General features: G+C 60.7%; 21 protein-coding genes and 2 pseudogenes. 11 read left to right on the top strand and 12 right to left on the bottom strand.

The features are described from left to right. Window positions 1-67: 67 nt before the first annotated feature. A complete protein-coding gene (locus tag JYA52_RS17685; protein WP_205654567.1) occupies window positions 68-1,909 on the bottom strand; it encodes a hypothetical protein in 1,842 nt (613 codons plus the stop codon). Window positions 1,910-2,364: 455 nt separating this feature from the next. On the opposite strand from JYA52_RS17685, the gene JYA52_RS17680 reads away from it, so the two are divergent. After that, complete coding sequence (locus JYA52_RS17680) at window positions 2,365-2,874, top strand: GNAT family N-acetyltransferase (RefSeq protein ID WP_205654566.1); 510 nt, start codon at window positions 2,365-2,367, stop codon at window positions 2,872-2,874. 44 nt (window positions 2,875-2,918) lie between these two features. On the opposite strand, the gene JYA52_RS17675 is transcribed toward JYA52_RS17680, so the two are convergent. Further along, window positions 2,919-3,134 carry a hypothetical protein gene (locus tag JYA52_RS17675; protein ID WP_205654565.1) on the bottom strand — a complete coding sequence of 72 codons (216 nt, stop codon included), beginning with the start codon at window positions 3,132-3,134 and terminating at the stop codon, window positions 2,919-2,921. Window positions 3,135-3,179: 45 nt separating this feature from the next. After that, a pseudogene (locus JYA52_RS17670) lies at window positions 3,180-3,560 on the bottom strand (MinD/ParA family ATP-binding protein); the annotation flags it as partial. A 282-nt stretch (window positions 3,561-3,842) separates the two neighbouring features. Here JYA52_RS17670 and JYA52_RS17665 point away from each other — a divergent pair. Together JYA52_RS17665 and JYA52_RS17660 are read left to right on the top strand one after the other, a co-directional pair. Beyond that, window positions 3,843-4,847 (top strand): hypothetical protein, encoded by a 1,005-nt coding sequence (locus tag JYA52_RS17665; RefSeq protein ID WP_205654564.1) that lies wholly within the window; start codon window positions 3,843-3,845, stop codon window positions 4,845-4,847. 289 nt (window positions 4,848-5,136) lie between these two features. Beyond that, window positions 5,137-5,322, top strand: coding sequence for a hypothetical protein (locus tag JYA52_RS17660; RefSeq protein WP_205654563.1), 186 nt, complete (start codon window positions 5,137-5,139; stop codon window positions 5,320-5,322). 58 nt (window positions 5,323-5,380) lie between these two features. Here the strand turns inward: JYA52_RS17660 and JYA52_RS17655 are convergent, their stop codons facing one another. From JYA52_RS17655 to JYA52_RS17635, 5 genes are all read right to left on the bottom strand, one after another. Next, window positions 5,381-7,525, bottom strand: coding sequence for an acyltransferase family protein (locus JYA52_RS17655; RefSeq protein ID WP_205654562.1), 2,145 nt, complete (start codon window positions 7,523-7,525; stop codon window positions 5,381-5,383). A gap of 169 nt (window positions 7,526-7,694) precedes the next feature. Further along, entirely contained in the window at window positions 7,695-8,924 is a 1,230-nt protein-coding gene (locus JYA52_RS17650) for a MinD/ParA family ATP-binding protein (protein WP_240460509.1), read from the bottom strand. A 216-nt stretch (window positions 8,925-9,140) separates the two neighbouring features. Next, window positions 9,141-9,287 (bottom strand): hypothetical protein, encoded by a 147-nt coding sequence (locus JYA52_RS17645; protein ID WP_205654561.1) that lies wholly within the window; start codon window positions 9,285-9,287, stop codon window positions 9,141-9,143. A 195-nt stretch (window positions 9,288-9,482) separates the two neighbouring features. Next, entirely contained in the window at window positions 9,483-9,626 is a 144-nt protein-coding gene (locus JYA52_RS17640) for a hypothetical protein (protein WP_205654560.1), read from the bottom strand. Window positions 9,627-9,716: 90 nt separating this feature from the next. Then, a complete protein-coding gene (locus tag JYA52_RS17635; protein WP_205654559.1) occupies window positions 9,717-9,998 on the bottom strand; it encodes a hypothetical protein in 282 nt (93 codons plus the stop codon). A 189-nt stretch (window positions 9,999-10,187) separates the two neighbouring features. Here JYA52_RS17635 and JYA52_RS17630 point away from each other — a divergent pair, with 189 nt between their 5' ends. Continuing rightward, window positions 10,188-10,631 (top strand): hypothetical protein, encoded by a 444-nt coding sequence (locus JYA52_RS17630; RefSeq protein ID WP_205654558.1) that lies wholly within the window; start codon window positions 10,188-10,190, stop codon window positions 10,629-10,631. Between the two features lie 604 nt (window positions 10,632-11,235). Continuing rightward, window positions 11,236-12,243, top strand: coding sequence for a hypothetical protein (locus tag JYA52_RS17625; RefSeq protein ID WP_205654557.1), 1,008 nt, complete (start codon window positions 11,236-11,238; stop codon window positions 12,241-12,243). A gap of 836 nt (window positions 12,244-13,079) precedes the next feature. On the opposite strand, the gene JYA52_RS17620 is transcribed toward JYA52_RS17625, so the two are convergent. Further along, on the bottom strand, window positions 13,080-13,895 hold the full coding sequence (locus JYA52_RS17620) for an MBL fold metallo-hydrolase (protein WP_205654556.1): 816 nt from the start codon (window positions 13,893-13,895) through the stop codon (window positions 13,080-13,082). A gap of 305 nt (window positions 13,896-14,200) precedes the next feature. Here JYA52_RS17620 and JYA52_RS17615 point away from each other — a divergent pair, with 305 nt between their 5' ends. Continuing rightward, window positions 14,201-14,839, top strand: a complete 639-nt coding sequence (locus JYA52_RS17615) for a hypothetical protein (RefSeq protein WP_205654555.1) — start codon at window positions 14,201-14,203, stop codon at window positions 14,837-14,839. Between the two features lie 513 nt (window positions 14,840-15,352). Next, window positions 15,353-16,420, top strand: coding sequence for a WD40/YVTN/BNR-like repeat-containing protein (locus JYA52_RS17610; protein WP_205654554.1), 1,068 nt, complete (start codon window positions 15,353-15,355; stop codon window positions 16,418-16,420). Between the two features lie 34 nt (window positions 16,421-16,454). Here the strand turns inward: JYA52_RS17610 and JYA52_RS17605 are convergent, their stop codons facing one another. The 3 genes from JYA52_RS17605 to pdhA are packed head-to-tail and all read right to left on the bottom strand — an operon-like array spanning window position 16,455 to window position 20,390. Next, complete coding sequence (locus JYA52_RS17605) at window positions 16,455-18,014, bottom strand: dihydrolipoamide acetyltransferase family protein (RefSeq protein ID WP_205654553.1); 1,560 nt, start codon at window positions 18,012-18,014, stop codon at window positions 16,455-16,457. A 4-nt stretch (window positions 18,015-18,018) separates the two neighbouring features. Then, window positions 18,019-19,131: an alpha-ketoacid dehydrogenase subunit beta gene (locus JYA52_RS17600; RefSeq protein ID WP_205654552.1), complete on the bottom strand. Its 1,113-nt coding sequence runs from the start codon at window positions 19,129-19,131 to the stop codon at window positions 18,019-18,021. Beyond that, on the bottom strand, window positions 19,128-20,390 hold the full coding sequence (gene pdhA / locus JYA52_RS17595; protein ID WP_205654551.1) for a pyruvate dehydrogenase (acetyl-transferring) E1 component subunit alpha: 1,263 nt from the start codon (window positions 20,388-20,390) through the stop codon (window positions 19,128-19,130). Before pdhA ends, JYA52_RS17600 begins: the two co-directional genes overlap by 4 nt. A 159-nt stretch (window positions 20,391-20,549) precedes the next feature. Here pdhA and JYA52_RS17590 point away from each other — a divergent pair, with 159 nt between their 5' ends. From JYA52_RS17590 to JYA52_RS22545, 4 genes and pseudogenes are all read left to right on the top strand, one after another. After that, window positions 20,550-21,014, top strand: a complete 465-nt coding sequence (locus JYA52_RS17590; RefSeq protein WP_205654550.1) for an Lrp/AsnC family transcriptional regulator — start codon at window positions 20,550-20,552, stop codon at window positions 21,012-21,014. A gap of 162 nt (window positions 21,015-21,176) precedes the next feature. Next, on the top strand, window positions 21,177-22,283 hold the full coding sequence (locus JYA52_RS17585) for a glycosyltransferase (protein ID WP_205654549.1): 1,107 nt from the start codon (window positions 21,177-21,179) through the stop codon (window positions 22,281-22,283). Then, window positions 22,271-23,530: an MATE family efflux transporter gene (locus JYA52_RS17580; RefSeq protein WP_205654548.1), complete on the top strand. Its 1,260-nt coding sequence runs from the start codon at window positions 22,271-22,273 to the stop codon at window positions 23,528-23,530. Before JYA52_RS17585 ends, JYA52_RS17580 begins: the two co-directional genes overlap by 13 nt. Window positions 23,531-23,787: 257 nt before the next feature. Next, a pseudogene (locus JYA52_RS22545) lies at window positions 23,788-23,927 on the top strand (UDP-N-acetylmuramate dehydrogenase); the annotation flags it as partial.

Below are 23,927 nucleotides of genomic sequence, written 5' to 3'. Positions count from 1 at the left end.
AGTGGCTAACCCGGAGGTCGCCAGCGCTAACGCCAGAAGCACCGTGCCCAGCCGGGGCACCGCCAAACTATTCATTTATTCCCCCAATATTTCGTCCCGGGCCATACGCTGGGTTTTGACCTATCCCGGCTGCCGCAGCTTCGTAAGCACGCTCCGGTTCACTTCCTTCGGTTATGGGCAGAGCTTCCGAAGCGTCGTCAGGGATCGGCGGATCAGCTGTGGTTGTGATGCGGAAGTATGCCCAGAGACCGACCGCCAATATCGCGTAGCTGACAAAGATTCCCACCCAGAGGGCCAGGGACTGCGAGATCTCCTTCCAGGATGTGGGCATCGGAACAAGCACGAAGGAGTAGGCCGCAAGCCCGGCAGCGTACGTGACGACCCAGACCCACTTCTTCCATTGCCACAGGGCAGACCCACTGAGGAATGCCAGGGGAAGCATGGCCACCGGCACTGTTGTCAGAGCCTGGACGCAGATGGTGCTGGCCAGCTCTCCTAGCGCCGTTTGGGTGAACGATATGGCCGAATACACCTGGAAGGTGTACTGGTTGTCAATTTCAGCGAGGTTTCCGACATCCGCGAGTTTGAATTGAGCTAGAGCTGTGTACCCGATCCACGCGCCAATGCCGAGGACCGTCGCGTACCCGGCGCCGACAATGGACACCAAGGCACTCCGCGCACGGGACAGCCTGATGCCGTAGTCGATTGCCAGGAGGGTGCCGAAGACCAGGGCAGGTTCAACTGTGACGGTTCGGGCGAAGATCACCGTAGCGAGGATGAGCACCAGGTAAAACGGGCGGGCGCGCAGCCGGGGCTTCTCCGTTCCTGTGTGCCGCCGGGTAAGCAGCCAGGTCAGGAACGTCCCTCCCAGGTTCACGACGAGAAACGCCACGAACAGCGTGATCACCAGTCGGAGGGACATCCAGTTGATACCGAACTTGGGCTCTGCGAAGCCTGCAATCACGGCTCCCGCCATCAAGGTCGGAATGGACCACCAGCGGGACACGCCCCTGAGAAGCCGGAACCCTTGCGACGTTTGAACGACTTGAGCGGCTGACGAGGACTGTTCGCTCCGGACGGCAACGTTTGATGCAGTGCCTTGTCGCCGTGCCGGCAGCAGCTTCCTGGTAAAAGCAGCGATTCTCGTATGGTTTTTCGAGATAGTGTTCTCAACCAGTTCTGTGGGAAGAGCAATGAGGATTGCCAAAACGAGAGCACCGGCCAAAGTTAGCCCCGCCCTGGTCACGGTCTGGCTGTCTCCCGCAGAACCACCAAAGTCGGGGGCCGCAGCAAGCTTGCTAAAGACCGTGGGATGAAACGCTGTTCCCTCGTCAACGTCAGCGGCGGGAAGTACCGTGCCGGTTGCCGGCGGGTACGGCACGGTAACTGTGAAGAGTACGGGCTCTGATGTCTCGAAAGGGCAGCCCGCATTGGCCCAACTGCCGTCCGCATAGTCCACTTCGGCACACCCAGGTTGGCCTCGGGTGACGTTGACTGGACTTTCCACTCCCATCACAAACAAGTTATGTGTACCGGGCCCCAGAAGGCCCAGCGGTATGTCGGCAAGTCCACCGGAATCGACCGAGCTATGGCGAACCTGTTCTGACCCCAGACCGGAGTCCTTGTAGCAAGCGTTCAACCCTTTGTTTATGTCCGGTGTGGTCCATCTGTCCGGCTCCGGTGCGGTGTCGTGGGCTTTCACCTCTGCGTACGAATTCCATTGACTGACCCAGGCTTTTTTCACGGACATCTGGCAGTCACCAAGGCGTTTTAGCGCCGACGTTGCTTCGGCAGGTGAGGACCACAGACCCTTGGAGCGTTCCCATGATGCGACGTAAGACTGATCCTTGGGCACTTCAAGACTGACTCGCCACGTATAGGAGCCGTCCGCAGCCTTATTGAGACGCACGACGCCGCTCCTGTCGGGCTCTTTGATGGCCGGCTGTGCGACTGTTTCTGCCTGGGCTGGCCCCGCCGCCGAAAGTGCAGCGATACCCAGAAATAGGCAAATTAACAATGGTTTTGTAAATGCACGTAGGCGCGTCAATATATCCCCCAATTTGAAATGACATCAGAATCTAACACCTGATTTCATTCCGGCTTCGAGAACTGCGGGAATCCTTCTCAAACATTGAGGTTCTCAAGTCATCCACGATGCCGTCAGGTCGAAAGGCCTCGGCCCGCGCCGTTCCCCTTATACAGCTGCTTCCGGAACGGACGACGCCGGCGTATCGTCAACTGCTGTCGTAGTCCGCTGCGTGGTGCCTCGCCGCGCCGCGACACGCCCGGCTCTCTTCCCCCCGGAGCCCGTCATGCCCCACACTATGGTCAGGAGTCGTTCCCATCGCGGAAGGCAGGTCAACCATGGTCCCTCTCATTTCCCTGGCAGCTCTCACTGGCCCCCAAGAGCACAAGCCCGGAGCAAGCGTCCCCCGGCCCGTGGAGTCCACGGATCTGACGGAACTGACGGACCTATATCTCCGGTCCTACCATCCCGAAGCGGACCGTCTGGAGGCCGAAAAGGCGGCCAGCAGAATCAGCAGGATCTTCGCCGGGGCACACGGCACCCCCATTCCCCAGGCGTCCCTGGCGATTGTCGATGCGGTCGGGCAGATCACCGCGGCCATCCTGGTCACGGACCGCCATGTCGGGGCGTCCAACCCGGGAACGCCCTACATCGCCGAGCTTTTCACGCACCCTGACCACCGCAGGCAGGGCCTCGCCGAAGACCTCCTGCGCCGTGCCATGGATGTCCTGCACACGCTGGGACACAGGACCGTTGCCGTCACCGTGCACAGCAGCAACGCCCCCGCCATGGCCCTGTACCTCTCCAGGGACTTCCGCCGGCTCACGCGGCGGGGCGGGGACGACTGACCGGAGATCCAAGGACCCTTCGGCGGCTCACCACCTCCGCACAGTCACTCGGGGGCGGTGCCTGTTCCACTTTCACGGGACAGGGGAAGGTCCATGAACTCGTACAGTTCACGCCATGCGTTATCCAGCCGCAGTTCCGCTAGGACGAGCTCCTCGTTGCCCGGGTGGCCCCCACCCTGGGCGCCCTCCCGCAGCGCCACGACTTCGTGGTACAGCGCATCAACGCCATTTAACAGCTTCTTGAATTGGTCGTCAGCCATGGCAAGAGACTACGCCGACACTCGGCCACTCACACCGTTAAATCGCTACCGATACCCGTCCACACTCGCCGGAGCTATCTCCTTGTACGCCCTACGCGTCTCCGGCTTCAGCACGTTTCAGGGTCACCAGATCCCCGTCAGCCACTCCCCTGTCGTGCGGCACGGCGTTGAGCTCACGGCACATCCCCGCGAGGTGTTCCACGATAGCGTCCTTGTCCACGCAGGAGGAGACCTCGTCCTTGTCCGTGATCACCACAATCGTGTTTGGGCCAGGTCCTCGTAGCCATGGCTGGCAAGCCACTGCAGCGTGCTACGGGCGCGCTTGGCGCCGCTCACCGCGTAGCCAGCGGCGATGATGAGGGTGTCCGCCGACTGCAGGATGCCGCTCATCGCATTGTGTGTCACGCCGGTGCCGCAGTCGGTCAGCGGGAACTGAGGCGCAGGGGCACAAGGGCTAGGGGCACAAATTGCCACGATTCTGGACAAGGGTGGTGAGTCATTCCCAAGGTATTAACCGTCCACCACAGCTACGGCGATGACTCGTCGACGACGCCACGGCGCACATTCAGGCGATCTTCAACACGGCTGACGCGGTCGGCAAGGCGGTGTAGGTCCCCGGGCTGAACTTCAAGGTCACCGCCCCTATCGAAAACGCCCACAAGGTGGACCTCGCAGCGGGCTCACGCATCTACGCCGGCGGCCGCTGGCATGGCGGCAGTTTTCCGCACCCGCGTAACGACACGTTATGACGACGGATTCATCAAGGGACCGGGCATCGTGGACGCCGGAACGAATGCCGACCTCGGCGTCCACGTCCTCAACTTCCTGTACTTCCAGGTCACCGCACAGATTCGTGGCGGCCAAGTTGCCGCGATGAAGCTCGGATCGTCGGCGTTTTCTGGCCGCTCAGCGGAGGCAATCGTCCAGGGCATCCGCATCTTCAACCCGGGGAACGTGGTCCCGGGAGCGCCGGCCATCCTGATTGAAAACTCGGGGGATCACTCATTCTCCCAGCTGATCGTTCAGAACTACGAGCACATCGCTGTCATTCCGGCGGCCGGTAACTCCGTCTGGCAGGACGTTCACGGATGGGTGGACCCGGCCAAGGGTGCGCTGAAGATCGGCTTCGACGACTACTCCAACAACAGCCACTACTCCGGCTGCCACGCAGACAGCCCAACAGACTACGGCTGGCGCCTGTGGGGCTACCAGACCACGCTGGTGCAGTGTGGGACGTTCCTGAACCCGAACGTCCCACAGATCGCAGATGGGGCTCCGGTTGGTATCAGATTTGAAGCAACCAACCCGATCCACACGATTGTCGGTCACTACTTCTTCGGCGGATCGGGGTCCAAGCGCTTCAAGGCAGACGTTGAGGCGGCGGACGGTAATAACGGTCTGATCCAGCACAAGGGCTGCTCCAGTCAGTTTGTTGTGACCACCCGCACCCTGTACAACCGGGCCATTGGCACGGTCGCCCGCGACACTGTCACGTCGGGTAAGGGTTTCGTGATGGACACGCCCACACCCACGAGTGATTACGGGTTGTCCTTGAAGACGAACGGACTCGACCGCTGGAAGATCGTCACGGACGGCGGCGCGGAAACCGGGTCCAACGCGGGCACCGGGCTCACCATCCGCCGCTTCAACGACGCCGGGGCACTACTGTCCGAGCCTGTGTTCATCAGTCGCTCCTCCGGTACGTGGGTTTAGAACGAGCCAGCTAATCACCGACGGCCTCGATATTGCTGGGCGCAACCACGGGAACCAAGATCGGCACTGCAGCAACGCAGAAGCTGGGCTACTTTGGACTCGCGCCTGTAGGGCAGCGAACCGTCTCCGGCCCGCGAGGATCAGCATCAGCCACGGCTTCCCTCAATGCCGCCATGGCGACGCTGGGATTGGTAACGGACACGACTGTGTCGCCCGTTTCCACAAAGACGACCAGCCAAACAATCACATCCAATGACCGGTACGTCATCGCCTCGGTGGCACGCTGACTATGATGCTGCCTGACCCGACGCTCGCCTCGATCGGATACCCGGTCACGATCAAGAACGTCAACGCATCCAACTGCACCGTCGCGTCCCTGGGCGGCGGCCTGATCGACGGGGCCGCGACGCAGACCCTCACGCAGTGGGCCAAGGCCGGCTACATCACCGACGGCACTCAGTGGCTGTCCGTCTAATGGCATAACAAGAGCCCAGCACCACCGGGGGCGTTGTGCTGGGCTCTTGCGCTCTAGCCTACTTTGTCGCCGCTACGAGCGGAGCCAGCGCCCTTGCGATCTGACCATGCAGGCTGCGGGCATAGGCTGCCGTCAGGTGGTTGCCGTCCCGGTACACGAGCACACCACCGATGACTGCCGGGCACGTCTCCCCGAAGCAATAGGACTCGGTCAGATCAAGGACGGATGTTCCGGCGATCCCGTCTGTAGCGGCGATCTCGGGGGGATTCTGTCGAAGCACTTCGGCCTTCTTCAGGGCGCACCTGCTCAGCTTGTCCACGTTCTTCGCCACGCAGTCGGGCACGATCACGCCAGGCTGCGGCGAGTCCCGCACGGAAACCACAGGGATGCCCATTTTGAGCAACGGAGCCCACGTGGCGCGCATTCCGTCGATCAGCTTGGCGCTGCTTACTTCAACATCGTCAACGAGTCCGCCTTCAATGGTCCGGTATCGGCTCATTCCCGCAATAATCAGGTCGGGCTTATCTGCGGTCAGAGCCTGGCTCACCCCCTTCACCCACTCTCGGCACTGCGTGAAGGCCCTGCTGCCACCCTGCTTGACATTGACATCCTGGATGTCGATGTCGATCCATGGGCAGGCTCCCTTGGTGTAGGAGATGATCTTCCACCCACGTTCTTTAGCGACCTTCTCAAACCCCGGCAGGAGCATCACTGCATGGGAGTCGCCCACGACGGCGATCGTCTTCTCCCCATCGGCGTCTCCGAAGTTACAGCGCTGCGCGTCAGAAGATTCAATCGGCTGCATACACCCGTTCGTGTTAGCCGCAGGCATGTCATTGACGGCCCCCACAGCAGCGGGCTGTATCTTGGCGAACGAATCTACAACCTTACGAGGCGTCGCCCGGTCAAGGAGCGTTTCGGCGCCTACAGGGACGACTTTTTCACCGGCAACCGGCGTTGGAACGAACTCGACTGCGGTGGCCGGCGGTGTCGGTGGAACCATCAAAGCGAGGATAATTGCGGCCGCAGCGCCACCAGCCGTCAGTGAGACTCCGACACCGAGAGCTTCAGCCTTACTGCCTGAAATCTTCAAGCGGTCCTGAACGGGTCGCTCCACTGCCACGTAACTGACCCATGCGGGGAGGATCGACACGGCGATGAGGAGGAGGCCCATGGTCGGTCCAAGCTCGCCCCATACGCCCGCAGCTATTACCAGCAGAGGCCAGTGCCAGAGGTAGACGGAGTAGGAGATATTGCCGAGAGCCACCATCGGCTTGAGGTCGAGAAGCAACGCTGGCCCTGCTTTGCCAGCATGCGCACCGGCCCAGATAACAGCAACGGCACCGAGGACCGGAAGCGCGGCGTTGTAGCTGGGAAATGCGGTCGCGGATGTGTAGAGGGCAGCGGCGGTGAAGATTGCGACTAGCCCGGCCCAACCCACGACGGCGGCGACGGGCGCCGGAACGTTCTTGTCCTGTCGGTTCGCCATGATCGCCAGTGCGCAGCCTGCGGCCAGCTCCCAGCCACGGGTGGTGGTGACGAAGTAGGCCGCGCCGGGGTTAGCCGCCGTCAGGTAAACCGACCATGCGAACGACGGGACGGCGACCAGGGCGAGTGCCACAAGCATTCCTCGCTGCAGCCGGAAATTGAGCTTCAGAGACAGCCATCCGACGACCAGAAGCAGCAGCGGCCACACCATGTAGAACTGCTCTTCCACGGCGAGCGACCAGAAGTGCTGGAAGGGGCTCTCCGCCTGGTCCTGCGCGAGGTAGTTGACGGAGTTCCCTGCGAACATCCAGTTCACGTAGGACAATGCGCTGGCGAAGCCGTCCAAGCCAATCTGCCGCCACCGGGTTTCCGGAAGCAGCACCCAGGCTAGGACCAGCGTGGAGGTGATTGCCAAAGCGGCAGCCGGCAGAATGCGGGCGACTCGGCGGGCGTAGAAGCCTGTTAGTGAGATCCTCCCGTTCCGGCGAAGCTCAGCAACGATGCCCCTCGTAATCAGGAACCCGGAGATGACGAAGAAAACGTCAACGCCAACGAACCCGCCGGGAAGCCACGGCATCCCAGCGTGGTAGAGCAGAACGACTCCGACAGCTACCGCACGCAGCCCCTGGATGTCCTGCCGCAGTGACTTGGCTGGCGCTTCTTGCCGGATGTTCGCCGCCGTTTTGGCGCGCCAAGGCAGGGCAGTGAGCAGCATGATTCCCCCAAAAGTTGTGATGAGCCTGCCCTAATGATAACGGCTCCATAAGACCGGTTAAGTTCCCCAGCAAGACAGTCTTTGGAGCCGGCCGCCGAGGCTCTCACTATCCGTTCGATCTGACCGTCGTTCGTTCGATCAGGAAGCGGGCAAGCCGCTCCCGTATCCCCTACTTGTACCCGTCCACAATCGCGGCAGCGATCTCCTTGTAGGCCCGCCGCGTCTCCGGCTTCAGTACGTCCAGGGTCACCAGATCCCCGTCAGCCACTCCCCTGTCGTGCGGCACGGCGATGAGCTCGCGGCACATTCCGGCGAGGTGCTCCTCGATGGCGTCCTTGTCCACACGGGAAGAGACTTCGTCCTTGTCCGTGATCACCACGATCGCATTGCGTGCCAGCTCCTCGTAGCCATGGCTGGCGAGCCACTGCAGGGTGCTGCGGGCGCGCTTGGCGCCGCTCACCGCGTAACCGGCGGCGATGATGAGGTTGTCCGCCGACTGCAGGATGCCGCTCATCGCATTGTGAGTCACGCCGGTACCGCAGTCGGTCAGCGCCACCGAGTAGTAGCTGGCGATGACCTTGCGGATCCGCAGATACTCCTCCGCGGTGAGGGAGTCGGACACCTCTGGGTCCTGCTCGCCGGCAATGAGGTGCAGACGGCCGGAGTGATGCATGTAGCGGGACAGCCCGGTGAGCGAATCGATGGAGTCAATGTTCTTGAGCAGGTCGGTAATGGTCCGCGGCGTGGTCTGCTGGTAGATGCCCTCGCCCAGGGCGCGCTCCACGAGGTCGCCGGAGTCCGGGTTCGCGTCGATGGCGCACGGCGGGTCGCCGCGGAATTCGGCGAGGGTCAGGCCCACGCCCACCGTTGTTGAAGTCTTGCCGATGCCGCCCTTGAGGCTGAGCACGGCGGTGTTAAAGCTGCCCTGCAGCTGGCGGGAGATTCGCCGGGCCAGCTCGTCCTCCTCACGCTCCTGCGCGCTGGGGCCCATATTCCAGGAGCCACCGGTCATCCGGTACAGGAAGCCGCGGAAGCCGCGTTTCGGGCGGGGCTTCTGCTCGCGGACGAACGACGTCGGCAGCGCGGTGGCGTCCGCCGTCGGCAGTTCCGGTTCGGGGGCAGCTTCCGGAACAGACGACGCCGGTGCTGCCGCCGGCATGCGGGCCGGCGCGGGCGGGGCTTCAGTCAGGCCGTCCGCGGCAGCGGCCGCTTCGGCCCAGGAGGAGCTGCGGACCGGGAGTACGGGGACGGAACTGGTGTTGGGTGTCACTGCGTCAAAGGATCCTGTCCAGTCGTCGGAGTCGCTGCCGTCACGGCGGCGGGCACGGCGGCGTCGCAGCTCTGGCTGCTCCGTGTCGGTGTCTGCTTCGGCTATCTGGTTATCCGCCGGTTTGGGCATGTTCGGTCCCCCAGGGCTCACAGCAATATCCGCTGCTTCTCGATTGGATAGGTTCAAACAGCAATTCTAGGTGCTGGCGCACCTGCCGCTGTCATCAGCCCTGGACGAGGGCGGCACCCACGACTGCAGTGGTGAGAACCAGGAGGAGGCCCAACGCAACATAGCTCCACCATTTGGGGCGGCTGCGGTGCGGATTGATGTCGATGTACGGCACGTCTACTCCACCCGCGCCTGGACGGCTCCGGCCACAGCCGGAGCCACAGCACGCCGCTTCAGGCGCAGCAGCGCATAGAGGCCGGCGAATGGAATCAGAAGGCTGCCCAGCAGGGCGCAGAGCGCAAAGATGAAGTCGGGAAGTGCCACGGTAAACCTCCGGGACGTTGAGACCTTCGACGCAACCGCATTGGGCTTTTGGCGACGACGACAGTAACTGACAGGTAGATCCCCCATAGATCTGCGGTCAGACTACTTAGTAGTCAACGCGGCTGTCCACTTGGACACGCGTTTGACAAACCTCGTCAAAGCGTCAGCATGGCGCAACGGCGCCCTCCCGTGGCTCTATTTCTGCAGCGCGAGCACCACCACTGCCGCCGTCGCAACGGCCAGCATCGCCAGCCCCACGTAGGTAACGAGCCGGAACTTGCGCCGGCGTATCTCCCGTTCCATGCGCCTGCCGTATCTGCTGCCCCCATAAGCGCTCATGGCTGCGACGCTAACGGCGATGGATCAAGAAAGGCTCAGGTAAACCTCAAGAAAAGATCAAGACATCCTGTTGCGCCGCAAGAATGCGCCTCAGATCATTTCCTTCACGCTCGGCGCGTCGGCCGCGCGATGGACACGCGCTGCGCGCCGTCCCTTGAGCCTGCCGAAGGACTGCAGGTGCAGTACCGCGCTGTGCCGTCCCGGAAGCGGGGGCAGTGGAGCGACAGGCAAGCCCGAAACGGGAGCGTTCAGGCTCCTCTCCCGGCGGGGCATGTCCTGCTGGTCGAGCCAGGACCGCTGCGGCGCTGGATCATCGGCGATGATGTTCCGCTCGATGAACTGGCGGATCGAGTGGCGGATTCCGGTCTTCATGCACTCAACCTAGAGTGAGTGAGTGTGAGGCCCCAGAGTAGCCGGTACCTATTTTTCATTATGGCCACCACTGGGATACTTGGATCAGCACTGCAATATGTCGGCGCGCATTCCCGCCGACTTATTCCTAAGGAATCCCATACAAAGTCAATATTTCTCAATTAACCGTCTGAGTGCTAGCACTGAACTATGACCGTGGAAGTCAGCTCCCGAACCTATTGGATTGCTCGGCTTCGCGAGGCGGTCAGGACGGGCCTCGCCATTGACGAGTCGGTTGGCGTAGACGAGGAGGGTCAGGACCCCGCGGAAGATGAGGATGTCCTGTCCGCGATCCCCGCTGAAGCTATCCGGCACGTACTACTCACTCCCGGTCTTAGGTTCGATCCGCAGGGACTGCAAGTCCAAAGAACCGTGATAACCGGCACAATGAACTTTGATTTCGCCACCATTCCCTGCCGACTTTATTTCGATCAATGCCGCCTCGATAAGGCTCCGTCGTTTGAAGGCGCGACAGTTGAGGACCTTATCCTCTCGAATGTGGAGCTGCCAGGCCTTTCAGTCGCCGCCGCTCGTGTGAACGGAAGTCTAGACATGCCCGGTATTCGATCGACAGGAGCACTGAATGCAATATGAAGTGGTCATTGGTGGACGGCTTAGCCTGACTGGATCCAGTCTTTCTGCTGGCGACGAATGCGCCTTGAATCTCTCGGGAACCAAGATTGAGGGAGATGCGGAGCTGGCGAATCTGACTGCATCTGGCGAAGTTCGGGCCCGTCAACGCACGCATCGGAGGTCAACTTGTTCTCGACGCAGCAAAGCTCAGTACGTCCAATGGGACCGCTTTGGAACTTACCGGGGCCGTCATCGGCGGAGATGCTCTTCTGAACCTACTCGAAGCTAGCGGAGAGGTCCGCGCGAATGGTTCTAGGTTCGGAGGCCAGCTATCCCTTTAAGCCGCAAAGCTCAGTAATCCCAAGGGGATCTCCCTAGATGTTTACGGCGCTGAAGTGGCCATGGACGCGTTGCTCGATGGCGTCTCCGCCAATGGAGAAGTCCGCATGATTAACGCACGCTTTAGAGCCGACCTCAACATGTCCGCGGCGGAGATGAATAGTCCAGCAGGATCAGCTGTGGACCTCCATAGTGCGCACGTCGGGGGCGACGCGTTACTCCTAAATATATAAAAACCGCGGGCAGTACGTCATTCTACTTCTCGGAGATCGGTGGGCAGCTCAACTTGACGCGAGCGGAGCTGTTGAACCTCGGGGGCAGTGCCCTCAACCTGAAGGGCCCGAAAATCACGGGCGGCGCCTTTGGGGAAGGACTGACGGCCACTGGTGAAGTGGCGGTCGTCAACGCGCATATAGACGGCGCGTTGGTCCTAACGGCTGCCAAGCTCCGCAACCGCGGGCGCCAAGCCCTACGGCTTGAAGGCACCGTAGTATCCGGCAGCGCCTTTCCGGACAAGCTCCAGGCATTCGGCCAGGTGTCGACCGTGGGCGTTCGTGTGGGCGGGGCTCTTTTACTGCGCGGAGCGAAGCTCAGCAGGCGGTATGGCACCGCTCTGGATATGGACGGCGGCATGGTCGCCGGAGATGCGATTTTGGATGGACTCGTTGCTGCCGGCACAGTGTCCGCCGTCAACACGCACTTCGGTGGCCAGCTCTCACTAGAGCGGGCCAAACTCAGTGATCGTCATGGGCATGCCTTGGACCTATACGGCCCCGAGCTGGCCAGAGACACGTGTCTGACTAATTTAACTGCCGCCGGCGCCATACGATTCGCCAATGCTCATTTCCTCACCGACCTGAGTATGTCAGAAGCATCGCTTACCAGACCCCGAGGCGTCGCTCTCGATATCCAAAGCACCCGCGTCGACGGGAATGCCTCGTTCTACAACATGACCGCGAACGGCGGCGCCGACTGCAGCCGCGCTGTTATCGGCGGGCAGCTCAACTTTTCGTGCGCGACTTTGAGCCGCTCCGACGGTCATGCCCTGGACCTGGAAGGGATATTCGTCAAAGGAACCGCCTTTCTCAACGAGATACAGACAACGGGTGAAGTCCGCGCGCCCGTCGCACACTTTGGCCAGCAACTCCAGTTCACAGGGGCTGTGCTCCATGGCACTGGAAAGACCTCACCCGAACTCTACGGTGCAGAGATCACGGGCGATACGATATTCAACGCCGTTGAAGCCGTCGGCGAAGTCCGGGCAGTCAATGTGCATATTAGGCGGCGTACTTGACCTTACTTCAGCGACACTAATGAATCAGGGCGCTAACGCGCTCAGCCTCTCAAACGCCCGGATTGGCGGTGTCGTTCTACGTCTCAATCTCGTGAGTCACGACGGTGTGGACTTTTCTTTCGCTGCAATCCGCGTCCTTTCAGCCGGAATCGTGAAACCGCCGAATGGGCTTCCTCCTATCTCCAACGCCCAAGGCTGGACACTGGGGACCGTTGAAGGCTTCCTACGATCGGACTGGAAAAGTGCAGCTGATTGGTTGGACTCCATTGAAGCCCGGGACGGAAACCACCGAAGGAAGGAATTCGCTTCTCAGCCCTGGAAGGAACTGGCCAAGTGCTACGACCAAATCGGCCAGCCTGAGGATGGCCGATGGCTGCGATACCAGGCAGCCCGGAGGACCACTCGGGTCGCCCCCAGCCCGTCTAAAGCCATGAGGCTAATTTACGGCGGCCTGGTTGGCTACGGATACTATCCACTAATTGTCATTGGTTGGCTGGCAGCCCTATGGCTCCTAGTCTTCTTATTGAGCTCGGCGCAGACCGGAAGCTTTACCCTACGAAAATTGACGCATCCACCATAATTGCCGCAAATAACAACGACGCCTCGAATGGCGTTCTAGGCGCCGACACCATCAACCTGCCACCGAACTACCTGCCCTTTAGCCCTGGCCTCTTCGCTGTAGACACGGCCATACCGGCTGCTGCTACAGGTCAGGCTGACGCATGGCGAATCAGCGGAACGCCATGGCTTCAGGGAACCTTTGCAGCTATTCGGGGCTTGGCCTGGCTTCTCGCCGCGCTCCTGTTGGCCGGCCTTACCGGACTTCTCCGCAACGACTAGTGCTGCGGCCGCGTCTCTTGAAGTCGCTTGATGAACCAGCGGGACTGCTCCGGTCCGTATGGCAAAACAGGAATGGCCTTCGTGGCGTCGGAAGGTGTGTCCCGTATCGACTGGCGTGCCTGCCTGACGGCCGTGGACATGGTGTCCGCCATGGTCTTGACGAAGCGGTCGCTGCACGGCTCGCCGTGGCCGGGGATGAGGAATTCGTAGCGGTGCCGCAGTGCCGAGAGGTGCCGCAGGGCGTCGGCCCATTCCACCGGGTACGAGTCCTCGAACGAAGGGTGTGCTCCCTGCTCCACCAGGTCACCGGCGTACAGCGTGGTGCTGGTGCCCACCAGCAGGTCGCCGTCGGTGTGGCCTCGGCCAAGGTAGATCATCGTAGCCGACTGTCCGCCCAGATCCACGAGCACCGGCTGGTCCCGGACCAGCGCGTTCGGCACCACCAGTTCAACATTCGCGCCTTCACCGGCGGCCATTTCCGGCTCCAGATCGGTAACAGCGGGCCTCTGGGCATCGCCGTTGTCGCTGATCTCCTCGGCGCAGTTCTCGTGGGCCCAGAATTCGGTGGCACCGTCCTCGGCGAACACAGCGTTGCCGAAGAAGTGGTCGTAGTGCGCATGGGTGTTCACGACGACCAAGGGCAGCTGAGTCTTCTGACGCACAGCATCCAGAATCTCGCGCCCTTGCCGCGGCCCGCACCCGGTGTCGATGACCATGGCCCGTTCCGTTCCAATGATCAGGCCGGTGTTTAGCTTTGAATTTTCCGTCGTCAGCACATAGTTGTCCGTGCCGACCTCGAGCCATCGTGACATTCGTTCTCCGTAAATCTTGGGAGCATCTGCGGTCTTCAGGCCTCGATTCTACTCATGAGGCTGGCAGTCCTTCATAGAAGCGAATGAGGCCACAGATTCTGTGTGCACGACAAGCGGCAAGCGCACGTGCAGCGTTGACGGGGTTTCGGACGGCGACGCCAAGCGGGTACCCGTTTCCACACCTCGGGGCAAGTAGGAATTGAAAGATGCCCCGTACGAGGAGCTCGTTCGCAAGTACTGCCTTTCTTGAAGACGGGTACTACTTACTCTGGCTTGCCCCCTTGCCCGCCCCATAAATTATGGCCATGAAGATAGAAAAGTGGGGGAATCGCGGAGCAGATAGTGCAGCCGCTACAAATGAACAGGATCGTGCGCGGCTTGAGAAAGTGAGATGCCGACAATCACTGCGCCCGGATTGGCAAGAACTCGAGAAAACTGAGTTCATCTTGATGAATAAGTCTGAGAAAGACCAGCTACTCGGAGATTCCTTGAGCGCTGAAACAGGAGGGGCGATTATCAAGAACCAAGGCGGCGGAATTGTCAAGCGCCGCAGCCTCCTGCGCATAGGTTCGCTTATCACCGCAGTTAGCGGGGCATACGCCTTTTCTGCAAGTCCTGCGGAAGCGGCCGAGAATTCTTCTCCATCTCAACCGGCTTCGGGCGACGAATCAGACACTATTCAAATGGGTCTAATTCATGCGGCAAGAAATCCAGACCTGTTGATCGTGGGAGAAATTATTCGCAACGAACAGAATGTCATAACATCGGCCACGGTCATTTGGCCCGACGGCACAACCGGATATTTCACGACTGACGTAATCGATGCGAGCGGCGCCATCAACGCCTACCACATCTCGTACGGATCCAGGACGTTCACCCAGCCGCCCATCAAACGGAATGCCTCAGGCGCGGCAGTAGCGGTTCCGCAGATTGTAGTGAGCTAAATGGGAATTCTGGATGCTCCCTCGGCCCAAGTAGGCACTCCGCAATCTCTGCCTGTAGCCCCGATTGCTCGAGATACAGATTCCTCATTTGGTGTTAATACAGCCATTCTGGCCCCGACAACAGTCATAAAGACGATTCGAGCCAGACGGGCCCGCATTCATGTCGTCACCGCAGGCGGTGACGTAAGCGTTGGAGCATATGATGCGGCGCTTAACCGAGTTGTCTGCTCCGGAGCTGTCGGTAATGGACCTGGCAATTTCCCGGCGGAGATCGCACTACCGCCAACCGACCTCCAGCAAGGGCTAGCCTACGTTGCATTCTCGACCTCTCTCTCCTCGTCCACCTTCGCCTCGCACTCAACATATGGTCAGCAGATCGGTGCACTCATGGTCGGGGATTCGCATCCATTGCCCACGGCGCTAACGGGCCTGGGTCTCCAGACTAAGATCCCCCTCGTGACGCTCCACCCGGACGACCCGACCCCACTTGTTGGGGCCTACGATCGAACCGACATGGGTGTTTACGTCATAGGTAAAAACCCCAAGACCGGGCGCCTTTATGGATACTCTGCGACGAATGGGCACTGGGTCACTTCTGACGATGCTGTGACATGGACGGACAAGGGGAGGTCCCCTGCGACCGACTTTGGCCCCGATTCAACCGCTATCAGCGTCGTCTTCAATGCAGACCTGTGGTGGGTCACCACCCTTGATGGCAGACTCTGGAAAGGGACCGTAGATACGTTCAATTCCTGGATCAATGTAACCCCGCCTGGAATGCCAGCAGGATCTACCGGTCGTTATCTGAACGCCGCACACAACGGATCGGCACTATTTTATTCAAATTACGGCCTGACGGGGCCATATGCTACACCAAAAAATCCTTCGGGGGCATTTGTCTATAAATCAACAAACAACGGAATGTCCTGGACCACCGTCTTGTCTCTTCCCGCGGCTCGCCACGTTCACTGCGTTCGAGTGGACCCAACCGATCCCAATAAGATCCACGTGAACGTAGGCGACCAGGGGTCTTGGGGGGGATTTGGATACTACTACTCCCCGGATGCCGGAGTCACTTGGCACCAAGCGGCCACTGGAAATCCTATACCCGGCCGCGGTTCCTCAAATCGGTATGGGATTGATATCTGCTGTACAAAAAGCACGCCTGGCACGCCAAGCCGCATTTTTATGGAAGGAGACGGAACAGCCCAACCGCACGTACTTCAGTACTATCGAGCAAATCTCGGCCCCGGCATGCACCACGCCAAAATCGACCCAACAATTTGGTTTGATGACGCACCCGTCGACGGTGGGGGGTCATGGAAAGGCTCGTCTCGAGGGATGATCGGCACTAGCGAAGGCAATTTATTCTTTATTACGACCGGCGAGGCTGGGACCATCGGAACAAGATATGGAATTTGGATGGCTAAGGGCCCTTGGTACACCACGCCGGTATTACTCGAAGAAACCCCAGCGCCGTGGGACTTTCCCGTATACAACTACGGGCAGACTTACGAGATCGGGACCTATCTGATCAACACTCGCTATCGAATGACACGACCAAAATTCGCAGGCCAGTAGGTCGCTTCACCGACCCACGATTTCGGAGCCAAGGCTAGACATCAACCAAAACCTCACAGGGGTTCTCGATGGCATCCGCGATGTAGCGCAGGAAGCCGCCAGCAGTTCCGCCGTCACACACCCGGTGATCGAAGGTCAGCGTCAGCTCGGTGACCTTCCGGACCGCGAGTTCGCCGTTGACTACCCACGGCTTGTCGATGATCCGGCCCACGCCCAGGATGGCAACCTCCGGATAGTTGATGATCGCCGCCGAGCCGTCCACGCCGAACACACCGTAGTTGTTGAGCGTGAAAGTGCCGCTGCCCAGGTCGGAAGGTGTCGCCTTGCCGTCGCGTGCGACGGAAGTTAGCCGCTTGATCTCTGCGTCCAGTTCCCGGGCGCTGAGCCTATCTGCGTTGCGGACGGACGGAACCATCAGGCCCCGGTCCGTCTGGGCGGCAAAGCCCAGGTTGACTCCATCGAAGGCGACGATTTCCTGCTGTTCGCCGCCGGACGTGTCCTCCGCAGTGACGATCCTCGTGTTCAGTTCCGGATACTTTTTTAACCCAGCAGTGACAAAACGGGCAATGAAGGCCAGGAGGCCAGGAGTATCGTGTCCCTCTTTTTTCTTCAGCTCGGCTCGCATCTCAACGAGCGCCGTCGCGTCGACATCCACCCAGACGGTTGCTTCAGGGATCTCCGAGCGGCTGCGGGTCATGTTGGCGGCTACCGCTTTGCGGACACCGCGGACCGGCGTGCGGCGGACGATCCCGAGGCCGGTACGGGAATCGACATTGGGCCTGGTTTCGACAGGCTCAACCAGCGGGCGGCGCGTGGTTTCGACAGGCCCAACCACCGGGTGGGCGCGGGTTTCGACAGGCTCAACCACCGGAGAGTTGATGGCGGCTTCGACATCGCGGCGCATGATCAGACCGCTGTCACCCGAGCCCTGCACATGGCCAAGGTCCACGCCGTGTTCCTTGGCCATTCGACGGACCAGCGGAGAGATGACGGCCCCTAGCTTGCCGGGGACGCGGGTGCGTGTCAGGAGGAGGTCGTCGGCGGAGGTGGTGAGCTTTTCAGCTTGCCTCTTGGTTTCGACAGTATTGGTTTCGACAGGCTCAACCAGCGAGGTCATACGCCGGGGCCTGGTCCGGCGCACGGTTGCGGTTCCTCCCGGGGTGCCGTAGCCGATCAGCACGTTGCCGGAGCCGGCTTTTTCTTCAGTGCGGTAGGTTTCGGCAGCCTTGGTTTGGACCGGGGTTTCGACAGGCTCAACCACCGGGGTCCTGGTTTCGGCTGCCTTGGTTTCGACAGGGGTTTCGACAGGCTCAACCACCGGGGAGTTGGTTTCGGCGCCTTGGGTTTCGACAGGCTCAACCACCGAAATCAAAGGCTTGCCCACGTCCAGGGTCTGGCCTGGTTCGCCGTGCAGCTCGGCGACCGTGCCGGCGTACGGGGACGGGACTTCCACCATGGATTTGGCGGTCTCCACTTCGGCGATCGGCTGGTCCACGCGGATTTCATCGCCGACGGCCACGAGCCAGTTCACGAGTTCGGCTTCGGTGAGGCCCTCGCCCAGGTCGGGGAGGAGGAATACTTTGGTTTCGCTCATCTGATCAGTCTTCCCACTGGAGGTCGTCGACGGCGTCGAGGATGCGGTCCACGCCGGGCAGGTAGTAGTGCTCGAGTTTCGGGGCCGGGTACGGGACGTCGAAGCCCGTCACCCGTCGGATCGGCGCGGCAAGGTGGTGGAAGCAGCGCTCCTGGACGCGGGCCACGATCTCGGAGGACACGGAGGCGAAGCCGTGTGCCTCGGCGATCACCACGGCGCGGCCGGTCTTCCGGACGGAGGCGGCGACGGTCTCGTCGTCGAACGGCACGATGGTGCGCACGTCAATGACTTCCAGGGAGCGCCCCTCCTCCGCCGCGGCGGCAGCAGCGGCGAGCGCCGTGGGTACGGACGGCCCGTAGGCGATCAGCGTTGCGTCGGTGCCGGGACGGGCGACGGCGGCACGGCCTTCCGTGGAGGTCCCCCGTTCGGTGTTGGCTTCGTGTTCGCTGCGGAGCGCCTCGAGGTCCACCAGGTCCTTGGACCAGTAGAGCTTCTTGGGTTCCATGAACATCACGGGGTCGTCCGAGTCGATGGCCTCCCGGAGCATCCGGTAGGCGTCTGCCACGGTGGCAGGGGTGTAGACCTTCAGGCCGGCGGTGTGGGCGTAGTAGGACTCGGAAGAGTCGCAGTGGTGCTCCACTCCCCCGATGCCGCCGGCATACGGGACGCGGATGACCATGGGCAGCTTGAGGGCGCCCTTGGTCCGGTTGTGCATCTTGGCCACGTGGCTGACGATCTGTTCGAATGCCGGGTAGGCGAATGCGTCGAACTGCATCTCGATGACGGGGCGCATGCCGTTGATGGCCATTCCTACGGCCATGCCCACGATGCCGGACTCGGCCAGCGGCGTATCGAAGCAGCGCTGCTCCCCGAAGGTCTTGGTGAGGCCGTCGGTGATACGGAAGACACCGCCGAGCATGCCGACATCCTCGCCGAACACCAGGACAGATTTGTCGGCGTGCATGGCGTCGGCCATGGCTGTGTTCAGGGCCTTGGCCATGGTGACCGGCTGGGGGCCGGCTGCCTCGGCGGAAGCCGCAGCCGACGCCGCCGCCCTGGCGGTGGCGGAGCTGACGTTGCCGTTGGCTTCAGAAGAAGTGGTGATGGTGGGGCTCATCGTGCTGCCTCCGTGTCGGATGAAGCGCCGGTGCTGGCGTCGCGGGCGAGCTCGTCGGCGAGCAGGGCGGACTGTTCCTTGAGCTGCGGGGTCGGGGTGGAGAATACGTGGTTGAAGAGATCCTGCGGGTCCACGGGAACGTCCTCACTGAGGCCGTTGCGGAGCTGTGTGGCAACCGCTTCCGCTTTTTCAGCAATCCGGGACTCGCCGTCGTCGTCCAGCAGCCCCTTGTCCGTCAGGTACCTCTTCATCCGCGTCAGCGGATCGCGGGCCACCCACTGGGCCACTTCGCTGTCCTGGCGGTAGCGCGTGGCATCGTCCGCGTTGGTGTGCGCCTGCATGCGGTAGGTGTGTGCCTCCACAAGGAGCGGGCCGGATCCTTCGCGGGCCAGCTTCACGGCACGGTCCAGCACCGCGAGAAGGGCCACGACGTCGTTCCCGTCCACGCGTTCGCCGGCCATGCCGTAGCCGACGGCCTTGTGGGCGAGCGACGGCGCAACGGACTGGTGCGCGAGCGGCACCGAGATGGCGTACTGGTTGTTCTGCACGAAGAAGATCACCGGCAGGTGGAAGACGGCCGCGAAGTTCAAGGCCTCGTGGAAGTCGCCCTCGCTGGTGGCGCCGTCCCCGCACATCGCCAGGACGACGGTGTCCTCGCCGCGCAGCTTGGCCGCATGCGCGACGCCGACGGCGTGAAGCAGCTGGGTGGTCAGCGGGGTGCACTGGATGCCGACCTTGTGCTTGGCGGGGTCGTAGCCGCTGTGCCAATCGCCGCGGAACAGCGTCATGGTCTGCACCGGGTCCACTCCGCGGGCCATCACCGCGACAGAGTCCCGGTAGGTGGGGAACATCCAGTCGCCCTCCAACAGGCACAGGGCAGCTGCCACCTGGCAGGCCTCCTGGCCATGGCTGGAGGGGTAGACGGCCATGCGGCCCTGGCGGACCAGGGCGGAGTTCTGGTCGTTGACCCGGCGCCCGACGACCAGCTGTTCGTAGGCGGCCAGGAGTTCCTCGTCGCTGGGCAGCGGGTACTCGTGGCCCGGTTCGGTGCCCTGCTCGGAGTGCGGTTTGAGGTTGCCGTCCTGGTCCACCATCTGGATCTGGTGGCGGGCCGGCAGCATGTAGTCCTCGACGGTGATGCCGAATTTGCGCACCGCCTCGGCCGCGGCGCCTTCAAGATGCAGGTCTTCTGCCTTTTCCGGCGCCTGCCCGTCCTGCGCTGCCTGGTCCGGGGCAGTGTGGTCCGCGGAGATCGTCATTGGTCCGTCCTTCTGTAGCCACTATTCGCTCTCAGTATCATCCCGGACGATGTTTCGTATCCAGCCCCAGCGGGAATCGTGGAGAAGTTTTAGATATTGCCCTACCCTGAAAGACAAATCGTAAGTGTGAGCTGGGTTACCGACGGGGGTAGTAGACAAATGGCAGGAGCCGAGCCTGGGCAAGTCGCGGTGCCGCTCGACGATGTGGACCGCAACATCATCGCGGAGCTGACGCGGGACGGGCGGATGTCAGTGACGCAGGTGGCCGAGAACGTCCACATCTCGCGGGCACACGCCTATACGAGGATCGCCCGGCTGACGGGCGAGGGCGTGCTGACCAAGTTCACGGCCCTGGTGGACCCGATCAAGGCCGGCCTGAAGTCCTCCGCCTACGTGACTCTGAAGGTGCGGCAGCATTCCTGGCGCGAGCTGCGGGAACTGCTGCGGGCAATCCCCGAGGTGCACCACATCGCGCTGGTGGGCGGGGACTTTGACGTCATCCTGCTGGTGCGCGCCGTGGACAACGTGGACTTGCGGCGAGTGATTTTCGACCAGCTGCAGTCCATGCCTGGGGTGCTGGATACGCAGACATTTCTGGTGTTTGAGGATGTGGATACGCGGTAGTCCACCGACAGCTTCGTACCGCCGTTGGCGGCGTTCACTCTTTTGACTAAATGGATCCTCATCCATGTCATTCGAGAACCAGACTTGATGTCATTGGATAAGGGGACCGGCTTCGTCACGCCACATAATGGCCGACCGGCCCAAGACACGTAGGATGGGCACATGCTGAAGGATTCATCCCGCCCCGTAGTAATCATCGCGATGAACGCCTTTCGCCCCGGCGGTTCCCAGACCTACGCTTTTGCGCTAGCACGCATGCTTCATGATCAAGGAATTCAGCCGGTCCTGGTCGCCAAGCCCGGCCCCTGGTTTAAGGAGGCTTCGTTCTCGGCGCCCTGTGTCCGAGTGATGTGGCGCGAGGGAACAGCCTCGGAGAACTCAAGGTGGATGAAGAGGCTACTCTTGCGCGTGTTGGAAGCCGCCAGCGCCCGACATCTGGCAATCAAAGTGAAGAACGCCGCATTGATCATTTCTTCACAGCCGGGGCCAACGGCTTTTTTTTCGAAATACAGTCTCCGGAACTGGCCCGAAGCCAAGAGAATGGCATTGGTCCACGGCACAACTCCGGTTGAGTGGCCCTTTCGCGACCATGTCGAGACGGTAAGCCAGTTGAGCGGTCTTCTAGCCGCAACATCTGAGACATCCGCCTTCCTCAAGGACCAAGCACCCAACATGACGGTGGACGAGTTGGGCAACATATTTCGTGCCGAAATGTACTGGGGACAGAACGCCAGCGAAATAGTCGACACCTACGATCGCCAAGGACCAGCGGTTTTCCTCGGAACGCTAACGCCCAACAAAACGGCCCCACTGGCCGCGTTGTTTTCGGCTGTGGCGAGTCTGGGCGTCAGCCTAGTAGTGGTCGGTGGCGGGCCTCAAGAAGACGAGCTACGACGATCCGTGCAGGAACGTGGCCTGGAGTCCCAAGTGACTTTCGTGGGGGCTGTGACAGATCCGAGACCGTGGATCGTTCGCGCGAGCGTCGTCGTAACCGCTGGTAGGGGCGCGATCGAAAGCATGGCAGCTGGGCGCCCAACCGTTGTGGCCACAAGCGATGGCACGCACGGCCTGGCTACGCTTTCGGGCATCGAGGAACTGCAGAGGTATAATTTCACAGGCAGGACGCCGTCTAGCATGCAGGCCACTCCTGACGAGATGTCGCTAGCATTGACTGAGGCACTCGCGCTAAATGAGACCGAGCGACTGACACTATCAAAAAAAAATGAGCGAAGTCGGGACCATCGAACCCATCGTGAATGCAATTATTGATGAAGTATAAGCGACTTTCTACTTACCTGTGGACATTTGGAAGTCGTATTTTGGTCATTGGCCTAACTGCCATTTTCGGCGTTCTTTCGGCTCGCGTCCTGGGGCCCGTGGACAAGGGTACCTATACAGTTTCAATACTCATCCCGTCACTCATCAGCACTGTCGCCATGCTGGCCGGCCCGCAACTAGTGGTTATGGATGTTAGCAAGTACGGGCGCCTCGTATACCGGCTCCATAAGCTGCTTAATTGGTCTTCTGCCGTCGCAGTCGCTGTGGGGCTTGCCTGCTTTGTCATGCAGGTTACGTCAAGTTCAAACGCTTTTTCGTTCATAACACTTTTGCTGAGTGGAACGGTGTTTATTGGCATTGCCCTCATCGTTTCCGAGTTCCTCGCAGCTCTCCTGCAAGCACGAAAGCAGTTCAAAGCTCTTGCCCTCTTGCGGGTTTTGCAAATATTCGTGCCCGGATTAATGATGATAGTCGGCGCCATCTACCTTGGCCTGGAAGGGGCCACGCTGGGATACGTGTTCGGCGTTCTCATTGTGGGAATAACCTCTTGGTTCCTATGGGACAGGGCATTCGAAGTGCAGCAGCCCCGCAGAGACAGTGGGGATAAAATACCGTGGGGCTATGTTCTAACCACGAACTTAACGCTGGTGGTCCTCTTTTTATCCTATCGCGCAGACGTCTTAGTGTTAAATGCCATAAGCAATTCGATGGAAGTCGGCATCTATTCTGCTGCAGTGGCATTAGCGGAGCTGGTTTTAGTTGCATCGATGTCGATGTCAACCGTGCGAGCCCCAATTTATGCGCGGGATCACTCGCGATCTCTCAGTAGTGATACTTGGCAAGTGTTCGGACTATCATTAGTCGGATCCGCGGTGATTGCGATCCTTAGTCCAGTCCTTATTCCGCTGCTCTTTGGGGTTGAATATTTAGAATCGATAAATGCGACCTGGGCGCTACTGCCTGGAATTACTCTATTGGCGGTATACAGGTATATATCTAATGCCGAAATCATTCGTGGTCACAAATTTGGCGTTCTCTACTCATGCTTAGTTTCAATTGCTGTGGATGTTGGAGTATTGTGTCTCATCGGAGGCAATATGGGTGCGACCGGGGCTTCGCTGGCTGCAACTTTGGCCTATGCCAGCGGCCTGGCCTACTTGTTGATTCATCGAGGCGTTCGCGTGAACCCCAAGTCGAGCAATGTCAGCGACCTTAGAGCATTTGCAGTGCGGAATTGACGGTTTGGTGGACACCTCGCTAGAGGAAAGGGCAATGATGCCGCCGGCACATCCGATACTTGGCTGGCCTATGCAGCGCGGCAGACCTTAGCGGCTCAAACCAAACTCAATTTTGCCCAGTTTGGATGAATTTCGTCGTTATAGTGTCTCCCTATCCGCCTTCAGACCATCGAAAAACGCCTATGTCACAAACCGCTTTTTCTGCTGTACTAATTCGATTAAAGCCGTGAACCACTCAATTAAGTTAAGCTGGACGGGTGACTCCCACCATGCTTTCCGACCTGACCACCGCTGCCGTCGGCGGCCCCGCCGGCAACTACATAGAGGCCCGCACGGAAGCGGAGATCATCGAGGCTGTGCGCTCGGCGGACGCCGCAGGGGAGCCGGTCCTGATCAT

This window comes from Arthrobacter pascens (assembly GCF_017052465.1).
Taxonomy (GTDB): domain Bacteria; phylum Actinomycetota; class Actinomycetes; order Actinomycetales; family Micrococcaceae; genus Arthrobacter; species Arthrobacter pascens.
The sequence above is the reverse complement of the archived record's forward strand: the minus strand, read 5'-3'. Positions and strand labels throughout refer to the sequence as shown.